Source organism: Sphaerisporangium sp. B11E5 (assembly GCF_039871875.1).
Lineage (GTDB): Bacteria > Actinomycetota > Actinomycetes > Streptosporangiales > Streptosporangiaceae > Sphaerisporangium.
In genome coordinates, this window is sequence record NZ_JBDPMD010000074.1 from 1 (window position 1) to 25824 (window position 25824).

The 25824-nt window shown below is 71.0% G+C and carries 22 protein-coding genes and 1 pseudogene; 16 read left to right on the top strand and 7 right to left on the bottom strand.

Going from position 1 to position 25824, the window contains the following annotated elements:
• Positions 1–908 precede the first annotated feature (908 nt).
• A complete protein-coding gene (locus ABGB17_RS36790; RefSeq protein WP_347638616.1) occupies positions 909–1334 on the bottom strand; it encodes a hypothetical protein in 426 nt (141 codons plus the stop codon).
• 223 nt (positions 1335–1557) lie between these two features.
• Here ABGB17_RS36790 and ABGB17_RS36795 point away from each other — a divergent pair, with 223 nt between their 5' ends.
• Positions 1558–2079, top strand: coding sequence for a hypothetical protein (locus tag ABGB17_RS36795; RefSeq protein ID WP_347638618.1), 522 nt, complete (start codon positions 1558–1560; stop codon positions 2077–2079).
• 129 nt (positions 2080–2208) lie between these two features.
• Here ABGB17_RS36795 and ABGB17_RS36800 read toward each other — a convergent pair whose 3' ends face one another.
• Positions 2209–3702, bottom strand: coding sequence for a PH domain-containing protein (locus tag ABGB17_RS36800; RefSeq protein WP_347638620.1), 1494 nt, complete (start codon positions 3700–3702; stop codon positions 2209–2211).
• 452 nt (positions 3703–4154) lie between these two features.
• Positions 4155–4670, bottom strand: coding sequence for a PH domain-containing protein (locus tag ABGB17_RS36805; protein WP_347638622.1), 516 nt, complete (start codon positions 4668–4670; stop codon positions 4155–4157).
• Positions 4671–4901: 231 nt separating this feature from the next.
• Between ABGB17_RS36805 and ABGB17_RS36810 the strand changes: the two genes are divergently transcribed.
• From ABGB17_RS36810 to ABGB17_RS36840, 7 genes are all read left to right on the top strand, one after another.
• Positions 4902–5882 (top strand): ATP-binding cassette domain-containing protein, encoded by a 981-nt coding sequence (locus ABGB17_RS36810; protein WP_347638624.1) that lies wholly within the window; start codon positions 4902–4904, stop codon positions 5880–5882.
• Complete coding sequence (locus ABGB17_RS36815; protein WP_347638626.1) at positions 5879–6691, top strand: ABC transporter permease; 813 nt, start codon at positions 5879–5881, stop codon at positions 6689–6691. The genes ABGB17_RS36810 and ABGB17_RS36815 overlap by 4 nt, the downstream gene beginning before the upstream one ends.
• Before the next feature lie 413 nt (positions 6692–7104).
• Positions 7105–8106 carry a YbhB/YbcL family Raf kinase inhibitor-like protein gene (locus tag ABGB17_RS36820; protein WP_347638628.1) on the top strand — a complete coding sequence of 334 codons (1002 nt, stop codon included), beginning with the start codon at positions 7105–7107 and terminating at the stop codon, positions 8104–8106.
• A gap of 183 nt (positions 8107–8289) precedes the next feature.
• Positions 8290–10209 (top strand): hypothetical protein, encoded by a 1920-nt coding sequence (locus ABGB17_RS36825; RefSeq protein WP_347638630.1) that lies wholly within the window; start codon positions 8290–8292, stop codon positions 10207–10209.
• 81 nt (positions 10210–10290) lie between these two features.
• Positions 10291–12555: a SulP family inorganic anion transporter gene (locus ABGB17_RS36830; protein ID WP_347638632.1), complete on the top strand. Its 2265-nt coding sequence runs from the start codon at positions 10291–10293 to the stop codon at positions 12553–12555.
• Positions 12556–12761: 206 nt separating this feature from the next.
• Positions 12762–14168 carry a PLP-dependent aminotransferase family protein gene (locus ABGB17_RS36835; protein ID WP_347638634.1) on the top strand — a complete coding sequence of 469 codons (1407 nt, stop codon included), beginning with the start codon at positions 12762–12764 and terminating at the stop codon, positions 14166–14168.
• A gap of 173 nt (positions 14169–14341) precedes the next feature.
• Complete coding sequence (locus ABGB17_RS36840; protein ID WP_347638636.1) at positions 14342–14578, top strand: cell division protein SepF; 237 nt, start codon at positions 14342–14344, stop codon at positions 14576–14578.
• An 85-nt stretch (positions 14579–14663) separates the two neighbouring features.
• Here the strand turns inward: ABGB17_RS36840 and ABGB17_RS36845 are convergent, their stop codons facing one another.
• The 3 genes from ABGB17_RS36845 to ABGB17_RS36855 all read right to left on the bottom strand — a co-directional run bounded on the left by ABGB17_RS36845 (position 14664) and on the right by ABGB17_RS36855 (position 16880).
• Entirely contained in the window at positions 14664–15254 is a 591-nt protein-coding gene (locus ABGB17_RS36845) for a hypothetical protein (RefSeq protein ID WP_347638638.1), read from the bottom strand.
• Between the two features lie 358 nt (positions 15255–15612).
• Positions 15613–16137, bottom strand: coding sequence for a hypothetical protein (locus ABGB17_RS36850; RefSeq protein WP_347638640.1), 525 nt, complete (start codon positions 16135–16137; stop codon positions 15613–15615).
• A 305-nt stretch (positions 16138–16442) separates the two neighbouring features.
• The gene (locus tag ABGB17_RS36855; RefSeq protein WP_347638642.1) at positions 16443–16880 is read right to left on the bottom strand and encodes a nuclear transport factor 2 family protein; all 438 of its coding nucleotides are present in this window, start codon (positions 16878–16880) and stop codon (positions 16443–16445) included.
• A 149-nt stretch (positions 16881–17029) separates the two neighbouring features.
• Here ABGB17_RS36855 and ABGB17_RS36860 point away from each other — a divergent pair, with 149 nt between their 5' ends.
• From ABGB17_RS36860 to ABGB17_RS36885, 6 genes and pseudogenes are all read left to right on the top strand, one after another.
• Positions 17030–17707: a GNAT family N-acetyltransferase gene (locus ABGB17_RS36860; RefSeq protein ID WP_347638644.1), complete on the top strand. Its 678-nt coding sequence runs from the start codon at positions 17030–17032 to the stop codon at positions 17705–17707.
• A gap of 110 nt (positions 17708–17817) precedes the next feature.
• Positions 17818–18222: an SgcJ/EcaC family oxidoreductase gene (locus ABGB17_RS36865; protein ID WP_347638646.1), complete on the top strand. Its 405-nt coding sequence runs from the start codon at positions 17818–17820 to the stop codon at positions 18220–18222.
• A 165-nt stretch (positions 18223–18387) separates the two neighbouring features.
• Positions 18388–18816 (top strand): hypothetical protein, encoded by a 429-nt coding sequence (locus ABGB17_RS36870; RefSeq protein ID WP_347638648.1) that lies wholly within the window; start codon positions 18388–18390, stop codon positions 18814–18816.
• Positions 18817–18973: 157 nt separating this feature from the next.
• A complete protein-coding gene (locus ABGB17_RS36875; RefSeq protein WP_347638650.1) occupies positions 18974–20524 on the top strand; it encodes a sensor histidine kinase in 1551 nt (516 codons plus the stop codon).
• Positions 20515–21152 (top strand): annotated as a pseudogene (locus tag ABGB17_RS36880) (response regulator transcription factor). Before ABGB17_RS36875 ends, ABGB17_RS36880 begins: the two are co-directional and overlap by 10 nt.
• Before the next feature lie 136 nt (positions 21153–21288).
• Positions 21289–21672, top strand: a complete 384-nt coding sequence (locus ABGB17_RS36885) for a hypothetical protein (protein WP_347638652.1) — start codon at positions 21289–21291, stop codon at positions 21670–21672.
• Between the two features lie 63 nt (positions 21673–21735).
• On the opposite strand, the gene ABGB17_RS36890 is transcribed toward ABGB17_RS36885, so the two are convergent.
• Complete coding sequence (locus tag ABGB17_RS36890) at positions 21736–22755, bottom strand: lytic polysaccharide monooxygenase (protein ID WP_347638654.1); 1020 nt, start codon at positions 22753–22755, stop codon at positions 21736–21738.
• Between the two features lie 1442 nt (positions 22756–24197).
• On the opposite strand from ABGB17_RS36890, the gene ABGB17_RS36895 reads away from it, so the two are divergent.
• Positions 24198–24620 (top strand): GNAT family N-acetyltransferase, encoded by a 423-nt coding sequence (locus ABGB17_RS36895; RefSeq protein WP_347638656.1) that lies wholly within the window; start codon positions 24198–24200, stop codon positions 24618–24620.
• 11 nt (positions 24621–24631) lie between these two features.
• Positions 24632–25603, top strand: coding sequence for a hypothetical protein (locus ABGB17_RS36900; protein WP_347638658.1), 972 nt, complete (start codon positions 24632–24634; stop codon positions 25601–25603).
• Positions 25604–25824 lie beyond the last annotated feature (221 nt).

The window sequence follows — 25824 nt, forward strand, 5'->3', positions numbered from 1 at the left end:
GACCACCGGCCAGAGCCGGCACACGCCCCCACAGGCACCACCACCCACCTGCCCGAGCCCGCACACCGATCCGCGGACTCCCGCGACCACCGGCCAGAGCCGGCACACGCCCCCACAGGCACCACCACCCACCTGCCCGAGCCCGCACACCGATCCGCGGACTCCCGCGACCACCGGCCAGAGCCGGCACACGCCCCCACAGGCACCACCAGCCACCTGCCCGAGCCCGCACACCGATCCGCGGACTCCCGCGACCACCGGGCAGAGCCGGCACAAGCGCCTACGGGCCCCACCAGCCACCTGCCCGAGTCGGCACACCCGTCCGCGGACTCTCGCGACCACCGGCCAGAGCCGGCACACGCACGCACCGGGACTCCCGCTCACACGCCCGAGCCGGCACACCTGCCTGAGGACTCCCCCGCCCGCCGGCCGGCATCAGCGCACGCCCCCGCGGGCCCTGTCACCCACATGCCGGAACCGGCGGACGTGTCTGGGGACAATCCCGACGCCCCGGCGGAGTCCACTCACCGGTCCCCGGCGTCCCCTGCCGCCTCGGCGGCCCCGGCCCACTCCCCCGGGACCGCGGCCCCCGCCAAGGAGCCGGCGTACACTCCGGCCGCCGCCACCACAGAGCCCCAGCCGACCGTGGCCCCGCAGCCCGCACCCTCGCAGCCCGCCGCGGCCCACACGGAGCCCGCTCCCACCTCGGCCCGCCCGGCGTCCCCAGCGGCTCAGCACTCAGGACAACCCGCCGCGTCCCCGGCCGCAGAGACGGCCCCCCAGGGCACCGCCGCCGGCACGTCCCCCCAGGCCGCCACCGGCGCGGCCTCTCATACCACCGTCGATGCGACAGCTCAGGCCACCACCCACGGTGCGGCATCTCAGGCCACCACCCACGGTGCGGCATCTCAGGCCACCACCGCCGGTACGGCGCCCCAGGCCACCGAACCGGGCACCACGCCCCGGGCCGCCGAGCCTGTCACCGCCGTGCCGCCCGCCACAGGCGCACCCGCCCCGGCCGCAGCGGCATTCACCTCCCCCGCCACCGCGGCGACCGCAGACCTCAGCCGCACGGCCTCCTCAGACCCCGCCCACGCCACCCACCCGCAGCCGCCCTCCCTTGAGACCGCCCCCACGGCGGCTCCCACCACCACCGCGGCCTCCTCACCCGCCGTGCCGCCGGCAACCGCCGCCACGGCCGCGTCCGCCACCCCCGCTACAGCCCACCCGGCCACCGCCGCCGCCACGCCGCCGGCCGCCACCCCTGCTACAGCGCACCCGGCCACCGCCGCCGCGCCGCCGGCCGCCACAGCACCGCCGGCAACCGCCGCCACGGCGGCGTCAACCCGCCCCGCTACAGCCCCCTCGGCCACACCCACCCCCGCGGCCGCACCCCGGACCGCTGCACCTCAGGCCGCCGCTGCACCTCAGGCCGCCGCTGAGGCGGGAGACGCATCCGCGACGTCGGCCACATCAGCCACGGGCACACCGGCACCCGCCGCTTCCGCGCAAGCCACACCATCCCCAAACGCCACAGGGGCCACGGAGGTACCGGCGGTGCCGGCGGCCTCAGCCGCCGCGCCGAAGGGCCGGGCTGGAGCCGCCAAGCCGGACACGGCCGGGGTGCCCACACCGCCGGCCGGGCGCTCGCGTCAGCGGCACGGCGCTCCGGGGTCCCGCCAGCCGCTGCCGCCCTCGGTCCGGAGGGCGCCCGCTCAGACCAATCCGCCCGTCCCGGCCGCACCCGCCGCCGCGGCGGCGGTCCCGGCGGCCCCGGGCGGCTCCACGCCGTCGGCCGCCGCCAACGGCGCCCCCGCCGCAGCGGTCAACGGAACCGACCCCGCGGACGGCGGCATCGCCGTCCCGGCGGCTCGCCTGAGCGGTGAAGCCGCCGAGAAGGTCGCGACCGTCGAACCCGACAAGTCCGAGAAGGGCGACAAGGACCCCAAGGCCACCGAGCCCACCGTCCCGCCCCAGGCCCCGAAGCCCGCCCGCCCCGCTCGCAAGGGCTCCCGAGGCCGCCGCGCCTCCGTCCCCACCTGGGACGAGATCATGTTCGGCGCCCGCCGCCAGGAATAACCCCCGCCTCCCCCCACCGCCCGGGCGTGCCCGCCTCCGGCGGTGGCCGGCCGCGTGGCTTCACCCCGATCGTCCCCGCCCCGCCGGCGCTCGCCGGAGTGTGAGCCGTCGTGGCGGGCGGATCGGGTGTTACGGAGTGTCGGACAGCGGCGGCGCGGGAGGGGGCGGGGTGGTGAGGAACGGGGCCAGCCAGTCGGGGGTGACGGTGGCGGCGAAGTGGACGCCCTGGGAGTCTCCGGCGTCGATGGCCGAGTAGCCGCCGGTGCCTGCGCCCACGCCGGCGATCACGGTGAGGACGTTCGCCTTGCGCTGGAACCAGGTCTGGCGGATGGTCCACCCGACGACGGCGCGGCGTTCGATCACGGCCTGGGAGCGCGGGAGGGAACCGGAGCGGACGGAGAGGCGGGTGCCGTCGTAGGCGTGGCCCAGGGAACGGTACCGGTCCAGGCCCAGGGGGATGCCGAGGGCGGCCAGGATCAGGGCGGCGATGCCCAGCCAGGTCCAGCCGAGGACGAAGGCCGCCAGGGCGAGGGCCAGGGCGGGGGCCACGGCGCGGAACAGGCGGCGACGGCGGGCCTGGGGCGGGTGCGGGGTGAGTCCGGTGGTGAACGGGGCCACGGCCTGGGCCGCGATCTTGAGGACGAAGTCCTTGGGGCCGGTGGGGAGAAGCTGGCCGCGGGTGCGGGAGTCGCCGAGGCCGGTGACGACGGCCCACAGACGGCCGACGTTCGCGGCGCGTTCCAGCAGCCCTTCGGCGAACTCGTACCCGCGGATCCTGGCGTGCTCCAGGGACACGCTGCGGCGGTTGATCAGCCCCCGCTCGGCGATGAGTGAGGCGTCACGGCGGAGCAGCGTGAAGTTCCAGTTGAACACCCCGTACATGACGCAGGCCCCGAGCGGGCTGACCACCACCAGCGCCACGGCGATCAGCACCAGCAGGACGGGCCGGTGCCACAGCCACTCGGCGAAGTTCCACGCCGCCCGTTCGCTGATCCCGAAGTTCTCGCCCCACTGGAAGACCAGGCCGATGGCACCACCGAGAAGGGCGAACGGGGCGAACAGGTACGTCGCCGACAGCGGGCCGTACCTGAACCACTTCTTCGGCACCCGTACGTACACATGGTCCGGCTGGACGGCGGGCTCCCCGGTGGGGGCCGGTGCCGTCATGTCCGCTTCGCGTCCCGCGACCTCCGCACCCGGGGCCCGCCGGACGGCGCGGCTGCGGCGGAGCAGGACCGCACGCAGGTGCTCCGCCTCGGCGACCGAGACGCCGTTCAGCTCGCCTTCCTGCTTGTCGCCGCCGCTTGCCCCGGTGTCCACCTTGACCACGGCGAGCCCGAGGAGCCGGTGCAGCGGCGGCGTGGAGACGTCCACCCCCCGGATGCGGTCCAGCGGAATGCTCCGCACCGATCGGCTGATCAGCGAGCGGGAGATCTGCAGCCGGTCGGCGGTGACCTGGTAGGTGGTCGTCGCCCAGCGCAGCGCCGCGAACCCGATGGACCCGACCACCGCCACCAGCGCCCACAGGAACGACGCCTGGGAGAACCCTCCGACGAAGAGCACACCGGCGAGGGGAACCAGCAGGGACGGCGCCATGCGAACCGGGTCGATCAGAAGGATCAACGGGCTCAGTCGCGACGGCCGTACCTCGACACCACCCCACCCCTGCGGAGGCGGCCCCTGCCACCCGTCAGACGCCCCCCGCGATCCCGCGGGCCCGCTGTGCGGCCCTCCGGGCGCGCCTGCCGGTGCACCGGGTGCAGCCGGCGGCCACGCCGGCTCACGTAGACCCTGGCCTCCCCCCGGCGTCCATCCCCCCGCCCCCGGGTCGTACCCGGACACCCCGCCACCCGGCGGTGGCGCGGCGCCGTACGGCGTCCCGCCGCTCCTCTGCTCACCCGGGGCCGGCTCGCCGCCGTGTCCGTCCGGCGCAGGAGGGGCGTGGTGGTGGGAGGTGCCGCCGTTGGGGGCGGGTGGGGAGTCCGGGGTGGTGGGGGTCGTCGGCTGGTCGGAGGCGGGGTGGGGCGGCAGGGTGCCGCCAGGAGGTGGGGACGGGCGGTCGGGGGGTTCGGTGGTCACGTCGCGTCGTCCCTCAGCTCGTGGGCACGGTGGGCGAGGTCCTCGGCGAGACGGGACGCGACCTGCACGTCCAGCCCCTGGATGGAGGAGGACCCCGCGTAGGACGCGGTGCGGATCTCCAGGGTCGCCAGCCCGAGCATCCGCTCGAACCACCCCTGCTGCTTGTCCACGGTCTGGATACGGCTCACCGGGACGAACACCCACTCACGGCTCACCCACCCCGACCGGGCGTACACCACGTCCCCCGACAGCTCCCACCGATGAACGGCGTACCGCCACAACGGCTCGCTGATCAGGAAGGGCAAGGTCAGGACACCGACCACCACAGGCAGCCACCAGGCGTTGTCGGCGGCCCAGCGCGGTACCCAGGCCCAGTCCGTCCCCGAGAAGATGGACGCGATCAGGACCGAGGCCCCCACAAGGAACAGGAACCCGATCAGAGCCTGCAGCAACCAGAGCGTGATGGCGCGGCGGGACACCCGATTGGCGGGGTCACGCAGGGGAGCTGTCACTCCACCAGCCTAGCTAGATCGCCCCAGCCCGTGGCGCCCGGTCCGCCCGCCGCGACCCCACCCACCACAACGACGCGGGTGGCCAGAGCGCGAGCGTGGCGCTTTCCGGGTGGGACGGAGAGCTTCGGGCGGGACCCGAAATTGTCGGTGGAGTTGGGCAGACTTGAGATCAGTCACCCCGGGCCGCGAGCCGGGCGGGACAACCCGACAGTTAACTGAGGAGTTGAGACGATGCGATACGCGGTCCAGGCGGAAGGTCTGGTCAAACGCTACGGCGAGACGCGAGCGCTCGACGGGATCGATCTGGAGGTCCCGGAGGGCAGGTTGCTCGGGGTGCTCGGGCCGAACGGCGCCGGGAAGACCACCGCGGTGCGCATCTTGGCCACGTTGCTCAGACCGGACGGCGGCCGGGCCACGGTGGGGGGGTTCGATGTGGTCAGGGAGGCCCACAGGGTGCGGTCCCTGATCGGCTTGACGGGGCAGTACGCCGCGGTCGACGAGGCGCTGACCGGTGTGGAGAACCTTGTCATGATCGGCCGCCTGCTGGAGCTGACCCGGGCGGACGCGCGGCGCCGGGCGGCCGAGTTGCTGGAGCGGTTCGACCTCGCGGACGCCGGCGGCCGGGCCGCCAAGACCTACTCGGGCGGCATGCGCCGCAGGCTCGACCTCGCGGCGAGCCTGGTGGGGCGGCCCCAGGTGTTGTTCCTGGACGAGCCGACCACGGGCCTCGACCCGCGCAGCCGCACGGAGCTGTGGGGGGTCGTGCGGGGCCTGATGGCGGACGGCGTCACGGTGCTGCTCACCACCCAGTACCTCCAGGAGGCCGACGAGCTGGCCGACGACATCGTGGTGTTCGACCACGGCCGGGTCATCGCGTCCGGCACCTCCGACGAGCTGAAGGCCACCACCGGGGCCCAGGTGCTCCAGGTCCGCCCGATGGCCGAGGGTCATCTGGGCCTGGTGCACGACGTGATCACCGAGATCCTCGGCGACCGTCCCGAGCTGGCCGGCGGCCAGGCCACCGTCAACATCAAGGACCCCACACTGGTCCCCCGCATCGTCCGCCGCCTGGACGACCTCGGTGTGGTGGCCGCCGAGCTCAGCCTCCGCAAGTCCAGTCTGGACGAGGTGTTCCTGGCCCTCACCGGCCACCGCGCCGAGGAGCCCGCCGACGAGAGCCGGTCCACCGAGAAGCAGGAGGTCCCGGCGTGACCACGCTCACCGGCACCACCGCGGTGCAGACGTTGCACAACCGGGTCGGGCCCGCCGCGGGGGTGCGGCACACCCTGACGCTGGCGTGGCGGAGTCTCGTCCAGATCAAGCACAACCCCATGGAGCTGCTCGATCTGTCGGTGCAGCCGATCATGTTCCTGTTGTTGTTCACCTATGTCTTCGGTGGGGCCATCGCGGGGTCGACGTCCGACTACCTGCAGTTCTCGCTGCCGGGGCTGGTGGTGCAGAACATGTTGTTCGCCACGCTGACCACGGCGATCGGGCTGAGCACCGACATCAACAAGGGGGTGTTCGACCGGCTGCGGAGCCTGCCCATCGCGCGGTCGGCGCCGCTGGCGGGCCGGATCGTGGCGGACACGCTGAAGCAGGTGTGGGCGTTCGCGTTGTTCCTCGGGCTGGGCACGGTGCTCGGGTTCAGGGTGCACACCGGGCCTTTCGGGGTGCTGGGGGCGCTGGCGCTGCTGCTGGGGTTCGCGCTGGCCATGTCGTGGTTGTCGGTGCTGATCGGGCTGGTCGCGGCCGATCCGGAGAAGGTGCAGATCATGGCGTTCTCGATCATGATGCCGATCACCTTCACGTCCAACGCCTTCGTGCCGACGAAGACGCTGCCCGAGTGGCTGCAGCGCTGGGTCGAGGTCAACCCGGTCACCCACCTGGCCGACGGGGTGCGCGGCCTGCTCACGGGCGGCCCGGTGGCCAATCATGTGCTCGTCTCGGCGATCTGGGGTGTCGCCATCGTGCTGATCTTCGTCCCCCTGTCGCTGCGCGCCTTCCGTGCCCGCGGCTGACCCGGGCCTCCCGGCCGGCGTCCGTGCGGCGAGTTGCTCCGAAGATGTAACCCGCCGGTAACACGGTCCCCCACGAGGGGCGGGGACCGGTGCCGAGCGGCCCGGCGGGGAGACGCGAAAGCTAGCGAACGGGTGGCCCGCCGGGCAGGCGGGCCACCCGTTCCCTTATCGGACCAAGAACGGTCACAACCACCACACCCGTCCTGAGCTGCGGCGATGAACGCGGCGGGCGGGACGGCGCCCGAACGACGAGTGTGCACGCCTCCCTCCCTGGGACGCGGACCTGCGGACCCCGGGGCCGGGCCGGGACCACCCGGGACATGCCGTGATCGCCCGGAATTCGTTCCCCGCCGGACAGCTCATTCAGCCAACGGGGTCAGGGCACCCGCCAGATCCGCGTAGCATCAGCGGGCATGGGGCAGCGGAGAAAGTCCGGGCTCGCTGGACGGGCGGGACGCGAGGGACGCGCCGCCGCGAACACCGCGGCGGCCCTGCTCGCCATACCCACCTCCCCCCCACTCCCCGGACGGACGCGACACGAGGAACGCGTCACCCCGGCGGCCGAGCCCGCCGTTCCCCCCGTCCCGCCGTTCACCGGACCCACGGCACACAAGGAACACGCGCCCTCGGCGGCCCGATCCGCCGTCCCCACCACGATGCCGTTCACCGCACGGACGGCACACGAGGAACACGCGATCCCGGCGGCCGGATCCGCCGCCCACACCGCCCCGCCGTTCACCGGACGGACGGCACACAAGGAACACGCGACCCCGGCGGCCGGATCCGCCGCCCCCACCGCCCCGCCGTTCACCGGGCGGACGGCACGCGAGTCCGCGGTACCCTCCACCTGTACGTTCACCCGGCGTGGGGGACGCAGGCGGCGCGCTTCTGTGATGGCGGGGCTTGTCGTGGTCGCCGGGCTGGCGGCTGGGTGCGGGATCGTGGGGGGTGGGTCGCCCACCGATCGGCCGCTGGACACTCTTAGTGTGTCGAGTCCCCGTTTCAGGGACGAGGCGCCGTTGCCGACCGACTATTCGTGTTCGGGGCAGGAGGGCAACCCGCCGCTGCGGTGGTCGGGGGTGCCTCAGAAACAGGCCAAGTCGATCGCCCTGGTGGTCGACGCCAACAGCCCGCAGGGAGCGGCCGAGGTGCACTGGGTGTTGTTCAACATCGATCCGCGCACCACCGAGCTGGCGCAGGACAGCGTGCCGCGGGGGGCGCTCCAAGGATTGACCTCCGCGGGAAAGGTTGGCTACTCGCCCCCATGCCGCCGCGACGACACATATCGTTTCAGTGTCTACGCGCTCGACTCCATGCTCGATCTGAAAGAAGGCGCCCCGCTCCGCGACACGATGGAGCACATCGCCTCCCGCACCATCGCCCGAGGACGCATCTCGGCGGCTCACATCGAGTGAGTCGCCGCGTACGGCAGGTAGTGATGGATACCAAATCTTCTCGTAGGGTGTGACAACGGTCATAGTGGTCGGACAGAATCAGATGCAATCTCGGAGCGCAGGTGATCAGGGGGGGAGGGTCGCGTCGATGGCCGCGCGACCTCACCAGCGCCACTGGCAGGCCATGGCCATGAGGGTGGTGCAATGATCGCGGTCATTTTCGGCCTCGTCGCCGTCGTGCTGCTCGTGTTGATGGTCGTGGCGATCGGCATGCGGTCGATGAACCGCCGGGAAAGCAACCTTCCTCCCGAGCGGCTGAAGAAGATGGCCGAGCAGGCCGAGGACCCCAACGCCAAACGCCCCGGCCGTCCCGCCGAGGAGACCTTCTTCGAGAGCTTCCCTGAAGGGTTCGACGCCTTCCAGGAACCCGAGCGCGCCACCGCCCGGCTGCGTCCGGGCAACGGCAAGCCCGCGTCCCGTCCCGCCGCCGGCCGTCCGGGCGGGCGCTCCGCGCCACGCGGCAAGGCATCCCATTCCGCCCGCGGGCGCCGCGGCGTGGACGAGTGGGGCGACGCCGACGACTACGACGACGACTACTGGACCCGGGTCCGCGCCGACGACGGCGCCTTCGGCGGCACCATCGCGGCCCGCATGGGCACCAGCCGCCCCGACCTCCCCACCGGCTCGGCGGACGCCCGGCCCCCCGCCGCGAAGCCGGCCCCCAAGGAGAAGAAGGAGCCGGTGGACGCCGAGGCGACCACCGTCCAGGCCCCTCTGCCGACCCGCCCCGCGTCGCGCGGCGACCAGTCCTCCCGTCCGGGCCGCGCCGAGCCCGCGCCGTCCCGCGCCGGCCTCACCGACCAGCCGCCCGCCGCGTCCCGCCCGTCGCCGGGCCTCGCCGACCTGGTGGAACGCCCCGCGGCCGCCGCTTCCGAGCGCACCGTGACGTTCCCCGCCCCGGTGGCGCAGACCCCCGCGGCCTCCGACGTGCTCGGCGCGCTCGGCACCCCGCAGCCCGCGGCGCAGCCCACGGGCCGCACCCGCCGCCCGTCCCGTCCCGATCCCGCCGACCCGCTCGGCCTGTCCGACGGCCGCGCCAAGCCGCGGCGGCGCGGCGAGGGCGACTCCGGGCGCGGCGCGTCCCGCTCCGGCGAGTCCCGGCGGTCCGACGGCCGCCGCGCCCCGGGGGGCACCACGCCGCCCCGCGGTGTCACCGCGGCTCGCGCCGCCGACGCCGGGCACCCCGGCCGCACCGCCCCGGCACGCGGCCAGGCGGACCCGCCGGCCGCCGGCACCCAGCCCGAGGACCCGCTGTCCAGCGGCTCCTTCCCGACCGGCGCGGTGCATCGCGGCCCGTCGCCGAAAAATCCGCTGGCCACCGGCCCGGTGGGCGGCGACCCGCTGGACGTCACCCGCGTCACCGGCCCGTTCGAGTCCCGCCCCGCCGCGAACGCGTACGAACGGGTCACCGGCCCGTTCGCCGCGTCCGGGCAGACCGGCTCGTACGGCCGGGACCCGTTGAGCGGCCCCGCCCCGGTGTCCGCCGACCCGGTCACCGGCCGCACCGGCGACCTCCCGTCCCGGCAGTCGTGGCCCGCCCAGCCCGCCTACCCGGCGACCGGTCTCTACGACATCCTGGACGGCCCCGAGCCCGCGGCCTCCGGCTCCAACGAGACCTGGCGGGCCGCCGACTACCAGATGCCCTCCCCCGAGGGCGGCTCGTACCCGGCGCGCGAGACCTACCCCGGCGAGACCTCCTACCCGGCGTCCGCCTCGTCCTACGAGGTGCGGCCCGGCTGGGCGACCATCGACGACGGCGACGCCACGATCAGCGCGCCCACCCCCTCGCTCGGCCAGCCGTCGTCGGCTCCCCCGCGCCGGGGGCCCGCCTACGAGGAGCCGCGCCCCGACCAGGGGTACGGCCAGCAGGCCGGCGACACCGCCCCGGGCACCTCGTCCGGGTCCTGGCCGCGTCCGCCGCAGAACACCGGCGGGAGCTGGCCGTCGTACTCCGAGCTCTACGGCAACGGCGGCCCCGCCGCGGAGGAGCCGTCCCGGGCCACCCGGTCCCGCGGGGGGCACCACCGTGTGGGTGACCCTGAATATCCCGACTATTACCGCTGATCCCTAGTCGCTCCCCCGGCTTCGGCAAAACGCGTCGGCCAAAGCCTTAATCAAACGGCCGCCGCATCGTATGGTCGGCTCATGAAGGCCGATACGTACCGTAGCCGGGCGAGCACACACCGTCTCCTGGCCGTGATCCGGCACGATCTCCCGGCCTCGCTCGTCGTGTTCCTGGTCGCCGTCCCCCTGTCGCTCGGCATCGCCGTGACGTCGGGGGCGCCGCTGATCGCCGGCCTGATCGCCGCGGTGGTCGGCGGGCTGGTCGCGGGGCCGCTCGGCGGCTCGGTGGTGCAGGTCAGCGGCCCGGCGGCCGGTCTGGCCCTGGTGGTCACCGAGCTGGTCCGCACGTACGGGTGGCGCGCCACCTGCATGATCACCCTGATGGCCGGGGCGCTGCAACTGGTGCTCGGCGCCCTGAAGGTCGCGCGGACCGCCCTCGCGGTCTCCCCCGCCGTCGTGCACGGCATGCTGGCGGGCGTCGGCGTCGTCATCGCCCTGGCGCAGTTGCACGTCGTGCTCGGCGGGAAGCCGCAGCGCTCCGCCGTCGAGAACCTCCTGGAGCTGCCCAACCAGCTCGTGAACAACCACAGCCACGCCGTCGCGGTCGGCGTGCTGACCATCGCCCTGCTGGTGGTGTGGCCGCGCCTGCCCCGGGTGAACGCCGTCCCCGCGCCGCTCGCCGCCCTGGCCATCGCGTCCCTCACCGCGGGGGTGCTCGGGTGGGACGTCGCCCGCGCCGACCTCACCCAGGGTTTCGCCGAGTGGGTCACCCCCGCGGTCCCGGAGGGCGACTGGCACGGCATCGCGGGCGCCGTGCTGCTGGTGGCCCTGCTCGCGGGCGTGGAGTCGCTGCTGTGCTCGGTCGCGGCCGACCGCATGCACGGCGGCCCGCGCGCCGACCTGGACCGTGAGCTCACCGGGCAGGGAGTGGCCAACATCGTGTCCGGCGGCCTCGGCGGGCTGCCGGTGGCCGGGGTGATCGTCCGCACCACGGCCAACGTGCGGGCGGGTGCCCGCACCCGGTGGTCCACCACTCTGCACGGCCTGTGGGTGCTGCTGTTCGCGGTCGGCCTGAGCTGGACGGTCACGCTGATCCCGCTGGAGGCGCTGGCCGCGCTGCTGGTGTTCATCGGGGCCCGCATGGTCAACCTCGGCACCATGCGGGGCCTGCACGGGCACGGCGAGCTGCCGGTGTACGTGCTCACCATGGGCGCGGTCGTGCTGATCGGCCTGGCCGAGGGTGTGCTGATCGGCCTCGGCCTGGCCGCGCTGCTCGCGTTGCGCCGCCTGACCCGGGTGTCGGTGCAGGTGCGGCTGGAGCCGGACGACCGGTGGCACGTCGTGGTGACCGGGTCGCTCACCTTCGTGGGGGTGCCGCTGCTCACCGACAACCTACGGGCCCTCCCGCCGGGCGCGGCGGTGGACCTCGACCTCAACGTCGACTTCATGGACAACGCGGCGTTCGAGGCGCTGCACGGCTGGCAGTTGGAGCACGAACGCACCGGCGGCTCCGTCAGCATCGACGAGATGCACGACGAGTGGTACACCTCGGCGGCCCAGGGCACCCGCGCCTCGGCGGCCAAGACCCCGCCACGGGCGCCGGAGCGGTGGTGGCTGCCCCGGGCGTACCGGCGGCGCGGGCCGCTGGGCCACCTGCCGGTGCGGCACTCCGGGTTGTGGGTGTCCACCCCCACGGAGCCGGAGGAGTCCGGGGCGGTGCCGGACCTGATGGCCGGGGCGGTGGACTTCCAGCGGCGCACGGCCCCGCTGGTGCGGCCGTTCCTGACCCGCATGGCGCGCATGCAGGACCCGTCCCACCTGTTCATCACCTGCGCCGACTCGCGTGTGGTGCCCAACCTGATCACGGCGAGCGGGCCGGGGGACCTGTTCACCGTGCGCAACGTCGGCAACCTCGTGCCGCGGCACGGGGCGGCCACCGGGGACGACTCGGTGGTGGCCGCCATCGAGTACGCCACCACGGCGCTGAACATCCGCACCATCACGGTGTGCGGCCACTCCGGGTGCGGGGCGATGGCCGCCATCCTCAGCGCCGGCGTGAACACCGAGGGCCTGCCGGGCCTCGGCCGGTGGTTGCGGCACGGCGACCACACGCTGGCCCGGTACATCCTCTCCGCCCCCGACGGCACCGACGAGGGCCCGCTGGACCGGCTGTGCCGCGTCAACGTGGCCCAGCAGCTCGACAACCTGCGCACCTATCCCACGGTCGCGAGCCTGGAGCTGTCCGGCCGCCTGCAACTGGTCGGCCTGTACTTCGACATCGCCTCCGCCCGCGTCCACTTCCTCGACCACGAGGGCTTCACCCCGATCCGCGCCGGTTCCCGCTGAACCGCGGCACCGGCGTGCGCGGTCAGGACCGGCGGTCGCGGCGGCGGCGTGCGGGGCGGTGGTCGTGGACGTTCTCGCGGACCGGCTCGTCCCGCCCGAGCAGGGCGTGGACCATTCCGATGGCCATGGCGAGGTGCCTCATCTCGATCCCCTCCTTCCAGCATGAACGCTACCGAGCGATTGGCCTACGCCTATAGTCCACTTCTATGGCGAACGAGTGGTCCGGTCGCGGTCTCGATCTGCTGATGGCGCGTGATCCCGGCAAGGGGGTGCGCGGCGGGCTGGAGCACGCGCTGCGGCAGGCCGTGCGGTCCGGGCGGTTGACGCCGGGGACGCGGCTGCCGTCCACGCGGGCCCTCGCCGCCGACCTCGGCGTGGCACGCGGGTCGGTGAGCCAGGCGTACGACCAGCTCGTGGCCGAGGGGTTCCTCGTCGCCCGGCCCGGGTCCGGCACGGTCGTGGCGCCCCGCCCGGACGTCGCCGCCGCGCCGCCGTCCGGGCCGGGGAGCGAAGGGCCGCCGCCGGCCCTGGACCTGCGGCCCGGGTTGCCGGACCTGTCGTCGTTCCCCCGGGCCGCCTGGCTGGCGGCGGCGCGGCGGGTGGTGCGGGAGATGCCGAACGCCGACCTCGGGTACGGCGACTGGCGCGGCCACCCGGCGCTGCGGCGGGCCCTCGCCGAGTACCTCGGCCGGGCGCGTGGCGTCGTCACCCACCCCGAGCAGATCGTCGTGTTCCCCGGCTACTCGGCGGCGCTCACCATGCTGTGCGACGCGCTGCGTGTGCTCGGCGGCGCGGCGGTGGCGTTCGAGGACCCCTCGCACCCGGGGTACCTGGCCAGTGCCCGCAGCGCCGGGCTGGCCGTGCGCACGGTCCCGGTGGACGGCGACGGGCTGGTGGTGGACCGGTTGGGCGCGGACGTGGAGACCGTGGTCGTCACGCCGGCGCATCAGTACCCGCTCGGGGTGACGCTGGGCTCGCGGCGCCGCATCGACCTGATCGGCTGGGCGTGCGACACCGGCGGGCTGATCGTCGAGGACGACTACGACGGGGAGTTCCGCTACGACCGCCAGCCCGTGGGCGCGCTGCAGGGCCTCTCCCCCGGCCAGACGGTGTACGCGGGCACGGCCAGCAAGACGCTCGCGCCGGGGCTCCGCATCGCCTGGCTGGCCGCGCCGCCCAATCTGGTGCGTCCGCTCGCCGAGGCACGGGCGTGCGAGGACCCGAACGTCCCGGTGATCGACCAGTTGGTGCTGGCGGACCTGCTCACCTCCGGTGAGTACGACCGGCACATCCGGCGCCGCCGTGGACATTACCGGCGCCGCAGGGACCGCCTCGCCGCCGTGCTGTCCGCCGTGCCCGGCCTGCGCCCGCGCGGGGTGGCCGCGGGCATGCACGTCGTGGTGGAACTGCCGCCGGACCGGTACACCGAGGACGAGGTGGTGGAGCACATCGCGGGCCGGGGCGTCGCGGTCGAGGGCCTGTCCGGCTACCGGCACGCCGCACCGGGCCCACCGGCGCTGCTGGTGGGCTACGGCACCCCACCCGAACACGCCTTCGCTCCGGCACTGGCCGCCTTCGCGGCGGGCCTCGCCGACCTGTACCGGCGAAGGTGAGACCCCTACTCGGCCGGCCGGCACACGCCGCGCGAGGCCGCGCCGGTGAGGACGACACGAGTCCGCCGGGGATGCCGGTAATTGTCGGCCCCCGGTGTTACGGTCGCGAGGTGGCACGCTCCCCCGAATCCACCGGTCCCGGCGAACCGCGTACTCCCCCCACGCTGCCGGACATGTCCATGGTGCGGACCCTGCGCCCGCGCGACTACAACGAGGTCCTGTACGTCGGGCACTTCTACCGCAAAGGCCAGCCGGTGGTCATGGACCTGACCGGCATGTCCGACACGGACGCCCGGCCCTTGGTGGACTTCGCGGCAGGCCTGGTCTTCGGCCGATGCGGCGACATGGACCGCATCGCCCACAAGGTCTTCCTCCTGGTCCCGCCCGGCATGATCATCAACACCGGCTGACGCCCCAGGACACACTCACCACGGCGGGCGCCCCGCGCCGTACCCGGGGCGCGTCCCCGGGTACGGCGGCGTGAGGGCGGCCGGGTTACAGCGGCGGGGTGATCTGGGTGAAGGCGGCGCAGTTGGTGGGCCACGCCGGGTTCACGGTGAGTGTGCAGGTGGTCTCGGCGACGATGCCGGTGATGGTGCGCACGGTGATGTGCAGCACGTTGGGCGCGGCCGGCGAGACGGCCAGGGTCACCCCGGTCGCCTGGCCGGGGTAGCCGGCCACCGTGGAGATGTCGGTCCACGGCCGGTTGGGCGCCACCGAGGAAGGGTCACGGATCAGCGTGGTGCCGTTGGCCTGGGTCTCGGCGACGTACCTGCCGGGGACACCGCCGGTCGGGGTGGCGAAGACCGCGTCCACCCCGTCGACCCGCCCGCGCGGGCCGGGCGGGCCAGGTGGACCGGCCGGGCAGTCGTCCTTCCTGCCGCCGCCCTTGCCGTCCCCCTTGCCGTCCCCCTTGCCGTCCCCCTTGCCGTCCCCCTTGCCGTCCCCCTTGCCGTGGTCGCCGCCGAGGTCGCCGCCGGGCATGGCGGCGGTCGCCACCTGGTGCCCGGGGCGGGCTCCGGTGGCCGTGTCGGCCGTCGCGGGGGCGGCCAGGGCGACGATGCCTCCGGTGACCGCAGTCGCCACCGCGAGCGTCAGCGCGGGCTTACCTCCGAAAGAACCTGTTTCCCGAGGAATCACTCGGTTCCCCCATATCGTTGAAATCCAATGAATGGTCTGTACTTCCGTGCCACCGTGGTAGCACCGCCCACAGGGAATACCCTTTCCGCACGGCCGCGACGCGGTGCCGGAGTAGCGATAGGGAAAACAGACGGCACAGCGAAGAAAAGGTGTGTCACGGCCGCGCGCCTTCCGAATTCCCCTGCGGGCCGAACACCCGGCGAATCCCGCATTGGGGGGAATTCCAGTCATGCGCATTTCCCCCTCCGACGGCGATGCCGTACCCGGGGACCCGGGTACGGCATCGTGTCGCTCAGCGGGCGGATCAGAGCGGCGGCGTCTGGTTGACGAAGATGCCGCAGTTGCCGGGCCAGACGACGTTCGGCGTCAGGAGACAGATCACCGTGGCGACCGCACCGGTGGAGCTGCGCACGGTGACGTGCAACTGGTTGGGCGTGGCGGGCGGCACGGACAGCGTGACGTCGGTCACGTTGCCCGGGTAACCAGGCAAGGTGGAGATGTCGTGCCAGAACGGGTTCGGCGCCACCGACGACGGGTCGCGGATCAGCGTGGTGCCGTTGCCCTGGGCCAGCCCGACGTACTTGCCCGCGACCCCGCCGGTGGGGGTGGCGAAGGCCGAGTCGACGCCGTCGGCACGGCCCCGCGCTCCCGGCGGGCCGGGAGGACCGGGAGGACCGGGGCGGCAGCCCTTGCCGCACTTGCCGTCGTGGTCATCGGCCCCGACAGCCAGGACACTCTGGTGCCCGGGGACGTTCCGGGTCTCGGCCGCGGCGTCGGCCGTCGCGGGGGACGACACCGCGAGGAGCCCGCCGGTGATCGCCGCCGCCACCGCCAATGCCTTACCTACGAAATGACCATTTTCCCGAGGAATCACTCGGCTCCCCCATATCCCTTGAATTCCGATTAATTCGGACCTTCTTCGATGTCACCGCGGTGACACCGCCCACAGGGAATACCCTTCAGGAACGGCCGCGACGCGACACGGCAAGTAGCGATAGAGAAAACAGAGGGCACGACAAAGAAAAGAACCACGTCCACGATATTCCCGCATACCCCTAAGCGAGAATGCACCCCGCCATCGCCCTCATTGCGCGGCTTTTTCCGCACATGAACGGCCGGACCGGGGCCATGAGGTCACTCCTTGCCGTTGAAGCACAGCGTGCCGCCGATCTGCGCGGCGAGCTCGAGCTGGTCGTAGAAGATGCGGTGGCTGGCGATGAGGCCGTCGTCCTCCACGACCGTCCAGCAGCACGCGCGGACCGCGATGCAACGGCCGGTCGGCTCGGCCACCTCTCCCCCGGCCGCCAGGTACGGCCCCTTGTGGGTGCCGGTGATCGTGTACTCGGAGACCAGGGTGTCGCCGGACACCGCGAGCGAGAGCGGCGTCACCATCGAGTCGGGGAACGCCTCAAGGAACTGCGCGTAGTAGGACGCGATCTCCTCGCGGTCCTGCCCGATGCCGTCCGGCGCCACCAGGACCGCCATCCGGGAGAAGCAGGCCGCCAGGGCCTCGAGGTCGTGCCGGTTGAAAGCCCGCTTCAGCCGCACGACGGCGTTCTCGCTACTGGACATCCAGGCGTTCCCCCTCGCAGCGGGGCGGCGCTCAGCCCACACCCGACCCGGCCACCTCATCCCCCGCCCCTAGTTCCTCACGATAGCGCAGGTCATCACGGCGAGACCCGCCTGTCCTGCGGGCATACGCCGCTGCGTAGGCTGCTGAAATGCCCTACCAGCACGAGCCGATCGCCCTGCTGCCCCCCGCCGCCGCGGACGACCGCACCCTGATCACCCACCTCACCCAACTGATCAACAAGGTCTACGCCGTCGCCGAGCGCGGCCTGTGGATCGAGGGCACCGCCCGCACCTCCACGGAGGAGATGGCCACCCTCGTCCGCGCCGGCGAGATCGCCGTGGCCCGCGTGGCCGGCGAGATCGCCGGCAGCATCCGCGTCCGCCGCGTCCCTGCCGGCAACGGCGTCCCCATGGGCCACGCGGGTGATGCGGGAGATGCCGGAGATGCCGGTGACGCCGGGGGCGAAGGCGGTGCGGGCGGCCGGAGCGACGCGGGCGATATCGGCGAGTTCGGCATGCTCGTCACCGCCCCCGCCCACCGCGGTTCCGGCATAGGCCGCGCCCTCATCGACTTCACCGAACACCACACCCGCACTCAGGGCCTCACAACCATGCAACTGGAACTCCTGGTCCCCCAGACCTGGATCCACCCCTCCAAAGCCACCCTCCACAAGTGGTACACCCGCCTCGGCTACACCCCCATCACCACCCACCCCCTCCCCGACAGCCACCCCCATCTGTCCCCCTACCTGGCCACCCCCTGCGACGTACGCGTCTACCAGAAGCCGCTCGGCCCGCCAGAAGGAGTACCGGCCGGAACATCGTGATCACGGAGCCCTGGAAGCCAGAGTCCGGTACCCGGGCGCCGTTGCCCGCCGGTGAGCGTCCACCGGAGTCCCTTGACCTCAATCGAACTTGAGGTCCTACGGTGACCGGCATGACAGCCCTCGACGCCGAAGCCGAGACCGCCGCCATCAAACAGGTGGTCGCCGCCGTGGAACACTCCCAGCGGACCGAGTCCCCCGAAGCCTTCGTCGCACTGTTCCGCCACGACGCCATCTGGACCACCAGCGCCGGCAAACGCCTGATCGGCCGCGACGAGATCTCGGCCTTCACCCACCAGGTCCTCCCCGGCGGCATGAAGAACCTCACCGCCACCTACGAGGTCACCCACATCCTGTTCATCCGCCCGGACGTCGCCGCCGTGAAGATCCGCCAGCGCTACCTCACCCTCCCCGGCCACCAGCCGGCCGGCGAGGGCACCCCCTTGTACGTCATGTCCAAGGAGAACGGCCGCTGGCTCATGACGGCCTGCCAGAACACGGGAGTGCCGGACGAGTGAACCGGCCCGCGAGTGCTTTCCGCCCCAGGGCACTCGCCTGCCGGATCGTGCGGCCGCATGACCGAAATCTCCCGGCAGTGCGTGGTATTCGCTTTCCGGGAACCCGTGCCCCGTTGTGCTCGTTCCCCAGCAAAGGTTTCCCATGCCCGGGAAGGGAGCACCGCCATGACCTCCACATCGACCGAAGCCGAAACCGCCGCCGAAAAGCGCGACAGGCTGTGGGAGCATGGTTTGCACGCCGACAACGCGCACTTACAACGAGGCAACTACTTCTTGGTCGCGGAGTCGATGCTCGTGGTCGCCCACGCCGGCCTCCTGCAGGTCACGGCGACGAAAAGCCTCCCAGGAGCGCCATTCGCCGCTCTGGTCATCGCCGCGTTCGGACTGCTGCTGAGTGCGACATGGTCCGTGGTCAACCATGTCCATTACCGATATTTCCTGCAGATCAGAAGGCGCATGGTACTGGAGATCCCGGTGTACCGGGAGACCCGCGACCAATGGGCCGGCCGCATATCAAGCAATATGCTCATAACTTATATACCGCCAGTATTAGCCGCCATCATGTGGATCATATTGATCCTCATAGCTCTCTGAGCCGGGCGAAAGCCGTTGTGACCGACGAGGGCTTCGGGGCCGCGTCGAACCGACCGGCCAGATGGGCGGCAAGCTCCTGCCCCGGTGAGCGTGACGCCTGTCGGTGGCGCCGGATCAGCACCACAATTGGATCGACCCGGCGAAGTGGAACCAACTCATGCGACCTGATCTCGTCACGGCGGTGGCCGTCGCGGTGACCTTCGTCATCGCGGGGCTGGTCGCCGTCCGGCTGCGGCCGCGGAACCGGGTCGGGGTGCTGATGGCCGGCGTGGGAATGTTGTGGGTCTTCGCGAAGCTCACGGGGCCGCCGACGGGGGTGCGGGTGGTGCCGGCGGGGGCGTGGGCGGCGGTGCTGGCGCATCTGGTCGTGGCGTTCCCCACCGGGCGGCTCGGGGGGCTCGGGCCGCGTCTGGTGGTCGGGACGGCGTACCTGAGCGCGGGCTTGGTGGCGGTGCTGGAGGTGACCGGGAGTGTCCCGGGTGGTGTGGTGCGGGTGGTCGCGACGGCGGGGGCGCTGGTGAGCGGGGTGGGCGTCGTCGTGTGGCAGGTGGGGCGGTGGCGGCGGGGCACGGTGCCGGGGCGCAGGTCGGCCGGGCCGGTGCTCGGGGCGGGGGTGGTGGCGGCCGCGTTGTTCGTGGCGCTCAAGCCGGCCGTGATCGCCGGAGTGGACGTGCGGGGGTTTCTGCCGGTCATGCAGGCCGGGCTGGCCGCCGTCCCGCTCGCGTACCTGGGCACGCTGCTGCGGCGGCGCATCGACCGCGGCCGGGTCGCCGAGCTGGTGGTGCACCTGCGGGACGACGTGCGGCCCATGCGGGAGACGCTGGCCCGCGTCCTGCACGACCCGGCGCTGGAGGTCGGGTACTGGTCGGCGCAGTCGTCCGGGTACGTGGACGTCGAGGGACGGCCGGTGTCCCCGCCGCCGGGTGACCGCGTCGCGACCCGCATCGACCACGACGGGGCGCCGCTCGCGCTGCTGGTGCACGACCCGGCGCTGCTGGACGACCCGGAGCTCGTCGAGGCGGCCTGCGCCGCGGCCGGGCTCGCCCTCGCCAACGAGCGTCTCACCGCGGACCTGCGGGCACGGCTGCGCCAGCTCGCCGAGTCGCGCGGCCAGGTGGTGCGCGCCGCCGAGACCGAACGGCGGCGGCTGGAGCGCGACCTCCACGACGGCGTGCAGCAACGGCTGCTGTCCGTGCCCCTGACGCTCGGCCTGGCCGAGTCGGCGCTGCCCGCCCGGCCGGACCGGGCCCAGGCGCTGGTCGCCGAGGCGAAGGCCACCACGCTGGCCGTCCTCGCGGAGCTGCGGGCCCTGTCCCAGGGCATCCACCCGCCGGTGCTCACCGAACGGGGGCTGCGCGGCGCCGTCCAGGAGCTGGCCGCCCTCGCCCCCGTGCCCGCGCGGCTGTCGCTGGAGATCCCCGCGGCGCTGCCCGCGGAGGCCGAGACGGCGGCGTACTACGTCGTCGCCGAGGCGCTGGCCAACGTCACCAAGCACGCGGACGCGCAGGAGGCCTTCGTGAGCATCACGGCCGGCGGCGGCCGGCTGCTGGTCGAGGTGCGCGACGACGGCCGCGGCGGGGCCGACCCGGCCGCCGGTTCCGGTCTGCGCGGCCTGGCCGGGCGCGTCGGCGCGCTCGGCGGCACCCTCCACGTGGACAGCCCGCCCGGCGCGGGCACCCGGGTCCGGGCGGTGCTGCCGTGCGGGTAGTCGTCGCCGAGGACAACCTCCTGCTGCGTGAGGGCCTCACCCGCCTGCTGGCCGAGGGCGGCCTCACCGTCGTGAGCGCCGTCGGCGACGCCACGGCGCTGCTGGACGACGTGGAGCGGCACCGCCCCGACGTGGCCGTCGTGGACATCCGCCTGCCGCCCACCCAGACCGACGAGGGCCTGCGTGCCGCGCGCGAGATCCGGCGCCGCCACCCCGGCACCGGGGTGCTCGTGCTGTCGCAGTACGTGCGGGTCTCCTACACGGTCGAACTGCTCGACTCCGGCGCCCACGGCGTCGGCTACCTGCTGAAGGACCGGGTGTCCGACCTGCGGGAGTTCACCGCCGCGTCGGCAACGGCGGGTCCGCCCTCGACCCCGTCGTCATCGACCAGCTCGTCGGCCGCCACGACCGCCCCGACGACCCCCTGCGCACCCTCACCGAACGGGAACGCGGCGTCCTCGCCCTGATGGCCGAGGGCCGTACCAACCAGGCCATCGCCACCCGGCTCGGCGTGGCCGAACGCACCGTCGAGAAACACTGCACCGGCATCTTCGCCAAGCTCGCCCTCCCCGCCACCGAGGACGACCACCGCCGCGTCCTCGCCGTCCTCCGCTACCTCAACTCCTGACCCGGGGGACGGCTGACCGCCCCCTCCCGGTGCGGCGAACCCCACCGCCCCGCGTGCCACCTCGCTTCCGCCTCCGCCGTCCCGCCTCCACACTGTGACCTCGACCCGAGGCCCCACAGTCAAGGAGCAGCCGCCGATGCCCGCCCCGAACCCTCACCGCACCGTGACCGTCGCCCGCTACGTGGCTCTCACGCTGACCGCCGTGATGATCTGGTACTTCCTCACCTCGGACGCCGTCCGCGCCGGCAACCCGTTCCTCGTCCCGGACCTCCTCCTCACCGCCTTCCTCCTGATCTCGGCCGTCCTCCCCCACCGCCTGGCCGCCCCCGCCCTGCTGTTCGCCTTCCCCTGGGCCGCCGCCGTCTGGACCGTCTCCCTGTTCACCTACATCACCCGCGACGCCTTCTGGGACGGGGCCGACCACCTGGCCCTGATCCTCCCGAGCCTCGCCCTGACGTACCTGCTCAGCCCCCGGTCACCGGGAAACCGCCTCAGCGAATCCGCCGGCACCGCCGCGTAGCTCGAGCACGCGGACGGCCCGCCGCGCACGTGCGCGACGGGCCGTGACGGCGTTCCTCGTGGATCAGGACGCGGTGCAGCTCAGAGCAGGAGTGGGGCTGGTTCCGTTGCCGATGAACCCGAAGGTCGTGGCCGCGCCGGCGCCGAGCGCGCCGTTGTGGCCGGCGTTCGTGGCGGTGACCGTGGATCCGCTGGTGGTCACGGTCGCGTTCCACGCGTTGTTGATCCCGCTACCGGCCCAGGTCACCGTCCAGCCGCGGATGGCCGCCGAGCCGGCCACGACGCGCACCTCGGCCTGGTAGCCGCCGGACCAGCTCGTGACAACCCGGTAGGTCGCCGAGCAGCCCAGGTTGCCGGTCGGAGTCGGCGTCGGGGTCGGGGTGGGCGTGGGCGTCGGGGTCGGGGTGGGGGTCGGGGTGGGCGTGGGCGTCGGGGTGGGGGTCGGGGTCGGGTCGCCGCCGCCGGTGAAGTTGACGTCGCTGCAGAAGTAGTACGACTGGTCGAGGTGGCTGGCCTGCCACAGCGTGAAGATGATGTGACGGCCGGTCCGACCGGGCGCGTACACGTCGATCGGCGTCGTGCTGCCGGTCGGCATCCTGCCCGTCGTGTTGACCAGTTCCAGGTCGCTCCACCGCAACCTCTGCGTGGTCGCGTCGAAGCCCTGCTTGGTCACGTAGACGCGGATGAAGTCGGCCCCGTGCGACGACCCGTCCAGCAGGTTCATCGTGAACCGGCTGGGCTTGTCCACCGTCTTCCACGCCCCCGGCACGTCAAGCGCCGCGTACCGCCCGTTGGCGGTCAGGCCGCCGCTGCACAGCGTCCCGTCCGGCACCGCCGCCTGGTAGTTGCCGCCGACCCCGTCGCGCAGCAACCCGTTCCAGTTCCACATGGCGTTGGGATCCGCCCGCCACGCCTGGTTGCACATCGGATCCTCGGTCGCCATCCGCGGCGACTGCCAGTCATTGGCCCACCGCGTGTAACAACTGTACGCACGCGCCGGCGGGTCACTGATCGCCCCGTGCGCCAGCGCCGGCGCCGTCATCAACGGAGTGAGCAGCAGCGCGGACGCCGCCGCGATCACCATCCGCCGAACCAGACTCAGGCGACGAACCTGCCCGTCATACGTCTCCACGTCGTCGCGCGACGATGCACGCCCGCGTAACCTCATCCGCACTTCTCTCCTCGGGTGTCAGGACGAAGGACCACGGCACCCCACCGGAGCACCGAAATCCCCTCGCGTCGTCGGATCCCACCGTCCAACAACCCCAGACAAGAGAACAACACCACCGCCCGGTCTCCACACCGCCAGCCCCCCAAGCTGGCCGAACACTCCGAAGCAGCACGAAACGTTCATTCCCCGCCGACAACGCCCCATGGACCAGTGCAAGCGCGGCGACCGACCCGCTCGAACACGTCCCGGCGCCGCCGCACGACGAGCCACACCACGAACCCGATCCCGACCGGCCACGCGACCGCGCCACAAGTCCGGCAATCGCCTCAAGGAATCCCATGGTCAGAGAGGTGAACGGCGGGCGAGCCGGCCTGTAGGCCGGGTAATCACGACCCGGTCTGGAGGGTCAGCGAGACCAGCTGCATCGGACCGTGAAGGGCCTGGTCAGAGGGGACTTTTCTCTCTCATTCTCTTCCGGTCCGGTGTCGGCTGTTCCGGTGTCCTTAGGGTGATCGTGCTGACCCTGTGCTGACCCTGCTGCCCCCCTCTCCGGTCCCGTGGGCGGTCCGTACTCGTGGCCCCTATGAGACTGAGCGGTTCCTCGGTCGGCTACCTCTTGACCAACGACGACATCTGAGGAGACGTACCTCCTTGACACACCCCCTCTTGGTCTCACGACCCGAGAGTTTGAGCATCATCGCGCATTAGAACCTACTGTCGCGTCGAAACTTACTTTCTATACGTAAGCCTTGATGACCCCTGAACCCCTTTTCTCTAGAGGGCCACTTACCGTTGGGGATTGATAACAGAGGCTCGGAATGGATCTAAGACGTCTAGGCCAGGCACCATGTTCCCGGTCGGCACTGCTTCAGTCTTCACGAACAGCCACGAAGGATCCCTTGCTTAGTTCGGTACAGATCAATCCGTCGGCACGTAGCGCCCTGTAGACCTTCTGCCCAGTGGCCGTGGCTGGGCGTACTGGGCCCTGCAGTTGGATCACCGAAGGAACCTCGCCACCAGGCCTTCCTTCCTTAAGGGAGCAGCATGAGCTGTACCGTGACTGTCGCCTTTGAGCTTCAGCACCGTTCACAACCAGCACAGGGGGTTGGGACGGGCGGTGCCCACACGAAGAACTGGTTAAGCGAGCTTGCGGCTGTCCCGAAATAAGAGCATTGCAAGCCCTTATTAAGCTCAGCAGGCTCGCTACTGGCCCCAGGCCTCCAGAGGGTTTAACCTATGGTGAAGGCTTGCTTACAGAAGCTCAAATCTAGACAAACTAGACAAGAGGAACTTCTTGCAATTCGACACGACCGCAGCCTGAACCATTCGAGCAACCCATCGACAGGAGCCTATCTATGGCAGAAATTAGTCTCATAACCCCCACCATTTCAGAGTATCTTGCCCTCAGGAATAGCGTCGGATGGCGAACTCCAGACACAGAGGTAACCGCAATTGCTCTGAAAAACAGCCTTATCAGCGCAATCGCAATAGAAGACGATCGCGTCGTCGGCACTGTAAGGATAGTCGGTGATGGCGCGATGTACTTCTATATCCAAGACCTGATAGTTCATCAGCAATACCAGCGCCGCGGCATAGGAAGCGCCCTAATGAAAGCCGCATTGCAGTGGCTGCACAACAACGTGCCGAAGGGGTCGCTGGTATCGCTGACGACCGAATCCTCTCTAGCGGAATTTTATTCGCGAACAGGTTTCACCAAAGTAGCTGACATTCTTATGCAAAGTGACGAATCACTGGAATTCCGTCAGTCAATCAAGTGAAAGGCTGACTTGTGTCGATTGAACCCGTACCTGGATCATTCCTGGCCAAAATATTGGATGAGTTCGGCCTTCAATGGACGCATTTGGCAGTCTTCTCCGGGCTCATCTTCAGTAGTTTCGGTCTCGATAAATACCTCAATACAGGTGCTTGGATCGTATCTTCTATAGCAGCGTTTGCAGTCGCCTTCTTATTTAGAAGGGATATTTCCGGAAACTTTTCGCTTATCGCACTCTCCAGCATCCTCCTGTGCTCTTGCCTTATAGCGCTAGGTGTCATATATGCAAACCAGAACCCGGGGGGTCTGCTTCCCTTCGTCGCAGGCAATAAACTCCTCGCTACCGTCTATTTGAGCTTTTCCACGACGCTTCCATTGGCAATATGCATTTTGAGCTATCGGCACCGCGAAGAGCTGTTTGGAGCCTCGCTGCCCACGGAGATCCGCAAAGCGGTGAAGGAAAATATTGTAGAGTTAGCTTTCTACAAAAGGAATCAAAAATACGAGTTCGTAGTCAAGGAAGTGACGACAAGTCATGTTGTAGTTCACTCAACACTGAGCTACACGGTATTCAATCGGACGTCGACAAAAAAGGATCTGACCTTTTCGTTGACCCCCATGCGGGATCGGGTCAAATACACAGGAGCACGCATTGACGGCCGCGACCTGGACGTTGAGAATCCGGCCTACCGCACAGAATTAGGCCTGCAAATCCCTTGGGTTTTACCCCCGGGAAAAGGAGTCCCAGTCAAGCTCGAAGCAGTAGTTTGGTATCGGTTGTCAGACTCAGATCTATTGGCTTCCTACCTACCGACGACAGACTTTGAACTGATCATCGAAAACCCGTTCCCCGATCTCCGCATTGCCGTCGAATGCCTATTTCGGAGCGCTATTCAGCCCACCCAAAAGAATAACAGACGCAGATACAGAGCAATCGGAGGAACCGTTCCATATCAGGGCTTCAAATTGGACTGGTTCCCCAGATGAGAAACTAGACTCTCAGCCTCAGCTCCCAAGAAGGAAAAAATGAGTCACCACAGTGTTCAACAACAGGTGGACGAAGCCGTCAACTACGCAGAAGTCATCTTAAGATCGACCGAGACAGAGATCAGATCGATGGCTGACAGGGAAGCCGCCAGGGCTGTCGAAGAGACGTCGGAATCACGAAAGCAGGGACCCAGTGCAAATCCCTGCACCTGACCTGAGTC